Genomic DNA, 5,543 nt, shown 5'->3' on the forward strand with positions numbered 1-5,543 from the left:
TGGCCGCGGAGATGGCCCGGGGCGAGGGACCGCCGCGTGTGTACGTGGTGGCACCGACCGGGCCGTTCGAGGACGATCCGAACGTCACCAACAAGAAGTTTCCCGGGAACCCGACACGGTCGTATCGCAGTGCACAGCCGTTGCGGATTGTCGGTGAGATCACCGAGTGGGAACCCTACGATGCGGACTTCATCCGGCAGTTGAGGGAATTCGTCGCATCGGGGAGTGGCGAGATCATCAACTGATGGTCTATTGGTGCTGAGCGTTGCGCACATCTTCATCGGCATCGTAGATGTCAAGGCCGAGCTCGATGCCGCGCTCTCCCAGGGCGAGCAGGACCTTGGGCGAAAGCGAGACACCATCATTGCTGCTGCCCATGAAAAGGCCGCAGAACAGGTCAGGCCGGAACCGTGCCAGCGACTTCCATATGGCGGGATCTCCGGTGAGCTGATCAAGGATCTCAAAAATCTGAGCCTCCAGATCTTCAGGCTCATGACGCATCGCGGCCATTCGCCAGCTTCCGGTCCTGGCGATACGCACGACGCCCGAGTGGCTGCCTCCAAGTTCCTGGCCCTTGTGATACGAGGCGGTTGGAACCGCCCCCAGCAGGGCACTGATCTCATCCGGCAGAAGGTCGTCGCCGAAAAATCGGAGCGTTACCAGGGAATGATCGAATGCTGCCATTGAAGTCGGGTCGTCCTTTCGGAATGTCTTTCAGCATGCGCGTCCCGTCGATGTCAGCCTTGATCGGACCTGCGCGATCGCCCAGTGCCTGGCACGCCTGTCCATCAATGCGCGGGCTGCATCTGTAGTGCACTTGGCCCCCTGCGCAGCAGGTACAGCGCGACCAGGAAGGGCCACAGGGAGTTGATGGAAGAGAACAGGCGCTGGGTGAGTCCCCTGAAACCCTGCGGATCCGCGCCCACCAGGTTCAACCATAGATAGACCACTGCCGCGATGCTCACCACGGCAGTCACGGCATAGGCCCTTCGGTTGGCCGACCAGGCCCTCAGTTCAATATGCGACATCGCCGGCGCAATGATGTTCGCGATACCGATGGCGTAGAAGCCGTGCATCGGATGACCCATGGGCCAGAGCCCATTGGTCAACATGGAGACGCCAAAGATCATCCAGCAGGCGGCACCCACGGCGATCCGGCGCCCGGATTCCCGCCATAGCGCGATGGCAAACAGTACGAACCCCAGCCCGCAGCCGATGGCGGCGATCCGTCCGCACAGGCTTGCGAGCGCGGGTGCCTGCAGCAGCTCGCTGGCGTGCTGTGCAATCGGGTTGTAACCGGGTGCGAGCATCGCAGCAACGGTGGTCCAGAACAGGAACCATGGCAGGGGTATCAGACCCGCGAAAAGAAGAGGTCGGCTGTGGCGCAACATCTGCAATGATCCTTGTCGGGGTCTGCGCGGGTCGGCGAATCCATTCAAACACCACCGCCCTCTCGTCCTAAGGGCAGTGCCGCGGCAGTCAGACTCGCCGTGGCGCGCTGGACGGTCAATAGGTGGAAAGTCACTCGCACCTTCGCAGACGCGCGCCGCACGCTGTCGCAATCAACGCACTCTTCTCCCTCCAACAGACGAATCTGACGGGGCCGTCGCAGAAGTACCGAAAGCCCCGCCGTTCAAGCCTCTCGCGCCACTCCTCCCTATACGACAATGCCAGAAACGTCTCGGGCCTGGCCGCATTGGCCCCGATCCCTTGGCACTCCCCACAACGGCAGGTAATTGTTGCCCGGCCACCGTGCATCGGTGGCCGGGCCTCGAAAACCCGCCGTTGTGATGAAGTCTCCGCCTGCCGGCCATGGCGGGCGGTGCGTGGGGGCCTCGTGCCCGCCTGCCCAACACAACCCGGTTTTCGAGCCACGCATCGTCCGCCCCCCTACTGGTGGCAGCTTATGCCCGCCCGTGCCGGCGCATTCCCTCAGTAGTCGTAGCTCACGCTGACGCGCAGCGAGCGCGGTGCCTGCCGTACCGTCGCTGCGCCGTACAGCGGGTCCGGCTGCCCCGGATCCAACTCGGAGTACGGCGATTTCCACAACGCCACCTGGCTGTTGAATACGTTGAACACATCCAGGTTGAAGCCCAGTCGCCCAGCCGCCACCGAAGGCCGGTAGGAGACACCCAGATCCAGCTGTTTCAGCCAGGGCAGCCGCCCCTGGCTGCCCGGAGGCGCGGGCTGGCCGTTGTAGAAGTGGTAGGCAATGCCGTAGCCGGAGGGGTCTTCGAAGTTCGGGCCATACGAACCCAACGCGCTGAAGGGCGCGCCGGAAATCACCTTGAGGTTGGCCGAGACCAGCCATTCCGGCGTCAACTGGTAGTAACCGTGCAGCTTGAACTGGTGGGTGTGGTCATTGCTCTGCGGCCCGTTGGTGTGCTCCATCAGCTGCGCGTAATCCCAGGCCTGCGTGGTCGACACCGCCGTCTGGCCGATGCCCGACAGCAGCTGGCCTTCGGTGGTGCCATAGCTGCGCGACCACGTGTAGTCCGCCCGGCCATACCAGCGGCCATCAAACGGGTGCTCCAGCGACAGGTTCACCGCGTAGTAGTTGCGCTTGAACCTGGGGAAGCCCATCTCGGCATTGGTCAGCGGCACGCTTACGTAGTTGCCGCTGGTATCGACCAGATTGAAGGTGTTCGCACGGCCAGGATTGATCAACCAGCAACTGACCGGATTGCTGTCCTTGGTGACGTCATACCCCAGGCTGTCGGCCTTGGCCAGCACCGCGCCGATATCGCAGTAGTCATCCACGCCGCTGCGCAGCACCCGATAGGTCGCCTTCGCGCCGTACACCCAGTTCTGGCCGAGCGCCCTGCTGAAGCCCAGGATGAACTCGTCCTGGTAGGACGGCTCGATGCCGGAGGTCGCCACCGTCTTCGGATCGGGCAGCACGCCGTAGTAGTTGTTGGCCGACACCGCGCCGGAGAACGCGGTGAGGTCGGTTGGATAACCGTTGCTGTCGATGCCGCCATAGGTGTAGTACGTCGAGGTGGCCAGCGTCGCGCCCGCCGCGTTGAAGGCCGGGTTGAGCGGCAGCGCGAGGTAGTAGCGACCCGCGTTGCCGAACACCTTGAAGCGCCCGTCGCCGTCGACGTCCCAGCTGAAGCCCAGCCGCGGCGCCCACTGACCGCTGGTCTGCTTGATGTAGGCGTCGCCATCGCGGTTGTAGTTGGTGAACTGATCCAGGCGCAGGCCCAGGTTCAACAGCAGGCGGTCGGTCACCTGCCAGTTGTCCTCGATGTACTGCGCCCGCTGCGAGGCGCGTACCGACGCCAGTGCGCTGTAGATGTACTGGCGCACGTAATAGCCGTCCTCACCATTGCGGATGCCGCCGGTGGCCGGCACGCCCAGGCCGGTATTGAGGGGCACGTTCGGGTTGGACTGGCCATAGATCCAGTAGTAACCGTCGGCGGAGGCCACCGAGCCACGGTTGAGCGCACGGGCATTCTGGTTGTCGATGCCGACCGTGATGCTGTGGTTGCCCCATCTGTAGTTCGCATCCAGTCGCAGGTTGTTGGTGCGGTTGCCGCGATCCGGGTTGACCAGCAGCGACGTGGTCTGCGCATTGGTGATCGGCGTACCACCGTTCAGCGCCGGATTCTGCAGCGTGGCGCTGCTGATGTAGGTCAGGCTGCCGTCGTAGGCCGGGTTGCCGATGTAGTCATCGGTACGCATTTCGCCATACTGCGCGCTGACGGTAAGCCGGTCGGTCAGGTAGCCGGTGTACTTGGCCGTCCACAGGTCGCCACCGGTCTTGGTGGTGTCTTCCTTGCCACGCTGCGCACCGCGGGTGAGCGTGTCGTAGTCGTAAGCGAAGCTATCGCCCCGGAAGACATTGCGGCTGGAGGCTCCGGTCAGTTCCAGCAGGTGGTTGTCGGTGATGTTCCAGTCCAGCTTGGCGTACCAGCGCGGGCGGTCGTACTCATAGCGGGAGTAGGCATTGGTCGCCTCCACATTCTTGACGTCGGTGCCCTCACGGCGCTCGAGCTCGTACGAGCCGAAGAAGAACAGCCGGTCTTCCAGGAGCGGGCCACCGGCGTAGATGCTCTGCGTGGTCACCCACTCGCGGTCCTGGCTTTCCGGTGAATACAGCGCGCCATTGCCCGGGTAACGCACATCGTCCTTGTCCGAGCGCGTGGACGCTGGTTCCCAGGTGACCTGGCCACCGAATCGCCACTCATTGGTGCCGCGCTTGCCCACCGCATTGATGACGCCGCCATCGGAACGGCCGTACTTGGCGCTGTAGCCACCGGTGTAGATTTCCTGCTGGTCGATGCTGCCGTAGGGCAGCGTGAGGCCACCCAGACCGCGCAGTGGATCGGTGCTGTTGAAGCCATTGATGTAGTAGGCGTTCTCGGCAGCGGATGAACCACCGAAGCTCACCAGCTGTGCACCGGTCGGGCCGGCATAGGTGCCATTGCCACTGTTGCCGTTGACCCCGGGCGCAAGCTGCGCGATCGCCTCGGCCGAGCGACCCAGTGGCAGGCGCTGCAGCTGCTCGGCCGTGATCACCGTGCGCGAGTCCACGCTGCTGACATCAATCGCAGCCGCTGCCCGGTCGGCGCTGACCTGCACACCGTCCAGCCGGGTGATGTCAGCGAAGGACACCTCGGTACTGGCGCCTACCGTCAGCGAAATGCCCTCGCGGGTCTGCAGCACGTTCCCTTCGGCATCGCGTGCTTCCACCACGTAGCGGCCCAGTGGCAGCTGGCCGACGGTAAAGCGGCCTCGCCCATCGACCGTCACCTCGCGGGTGAGGCCGGTATCGCTGCGAACGAAGATGCGCTGGGCGGTGGCCGGCGCCTGTCCGGCGATCGCGCCGGTGGTGGACTGTGCATGAAGTGTGGGAGACGCGGTGGCAAGCAACACCGCCAACGCCAGCAATCGCGGGCGCAGTGAAGAACGAGCTGTCGTCATCGTGGGCTGTACGGGTAGTGGGGGAAGCAATGCCAGCCGCAATCGGTGGACCAGACATCGCACATTCATTAACCCCGCCCGCGCCCCAATGCAGAAATGCTCAGTGGTTATCTGCTTTTGGCCGACGGTCATACCGAGCCGCGAGCGCGTCGGCGCCTCCCCCCCCTCCTCGTGCCACGCAGGAAAGCCCTAGGCGCCTGGCCAGCAATGCCTGATGGCGACGGGCAGAGTGACGGCCGCACCATCGAGCCTCTCTCTGCAGGAAGCACACATGAGCCTGGCCTTGGTCTACAGCCGTGCCCGCGCCGGGGTCGAGGCCCCGCTGGTGCGGGTGGAAGTACATCTTTCCGGTGGCCTGCCCGCCACCCAGATCGTCGGCCTGGCCGAAACCAGCGTGCGCGAGTCGCGCGAACGCGTACGTGCGGCGCTGCTCTGCGCCCGCTTTGATTTCCCGCAACGGCGCATCACCCTGAACCTGGCGCCCGCCGACCTGCCCAAGGAAGGTGGGCGCTACGATCTGGCCATCGCTCTGGGCATTCTTGCCGCCAGTGGCCAGATCCCGCCGCAGTCGCTGCTGCCGTACGAGTTCCTGGGCGAGCTGGGCCTGACCGGCGAGC

The 5,543-nt window shown here is 64.4% G+C and carries 5 protein-coding genes; 2 read left to right on the top strand and 3 right to left on the bottom strand.

Annotation, left to right across the window (positions count from 1 at the left end):
* On the top strand, positions 1-245 hold a 245-nt coding region (locus QMZ25_RS18220), incomplete at its 5' end, for an NAD(+)--rifampin ADP-ribosyltransferase (protein WP_283220078.1).
* A gap of 4 nt (positions 246-249) precedes the next feature.
* Here QMZ25_RS18220 and QMZ25_RS18225 read toward each other — a convergent pair.
* From QMZ25_RS18225 to QMZ25_RS18235, 3 genes are all read right to left on the bottom strand, one after another.
* Positions 250-684: a DUF4279 domain-containing protein gene (locus QMZ25_RS18225; protein ID WP_283220079.1), complete on the bottom strand. Its 435-nt coding sequence runs from the start codon at positions 682-684 to the stop codon at positions 250-252.
* A gap of 104 nt (positions 685-788) precedes the next feature.
* On the bottom strand, positions 789-1,391 hold the full coding sequence (locus tag QMZ25_RS18230) for a DUF998 domain-containing protein (protein WP_065181512.1): 603 nt from the start codon (positions 1,389-1,391) through the stop codon (positions 789-791).
* Positions 1,392-1,932: 541 nt separating this feature from the next.
* Complete coding sequence (locus QMZ25_RS18235; RefSeq protein WP_283220080.1) at positions 1,933-4,926, bottom strand: TonB-dependent receptor; 2,994 nt, start codon at positions 4,924-4,926, stop codon at positions 1,933-1,935.
* A gap of 271 nt (positions 4,927-5,197) precedes the next feature.
* Here QMZ25_RS18235 and QMZ25_RS18240 point away from each other — a divergent pair.
* On the top strand, positions 5,198-5,543 hold a 346-nt coding region (locus QMZ25_RS18240; RefSeq protein ID WP_283220081.1), incomplete at its 3' end, for a magnesium chelatase domain-containing protein.

Origin of the sequence: Stenotrophomonas sp. RS-48 (assembly GCF_030053245.1) — a bacterium.
Lineage (GTDB): Bacteria > Pseudomonadota > Gammaproteobacteria > Xanthomonadales > Xanthomonadaceae > Stenotrophomonas > Stenotrophomonas maltophilia_P.

Excerpts from the sequence above, each read along its gene's own strand:
- QMZ25_RS18225 (WP_283220079.1), bottom strand. The coding sequence starts at position 684 with ATGGCAGCATTCGATCATTCCCTGGTAACGCTCCGATTTTTCGGCGAC.
- QMZ25_RS18230 (WP_065181512.1), bottom strand. The coding sequence starts at position 1,391 with ATGTTGCGCCACAGCCGACCTCTTCTTTTCGCGGGTCTGATACCCCTG.
- QMZ25_RS18235 (WP_283220080.1), bottom strand. The coding sequence starts at position 4,926 with ATGACGACAGCTCGTTCTTCACTGCGCCCGCGATTGCTGGCGTTGGCG.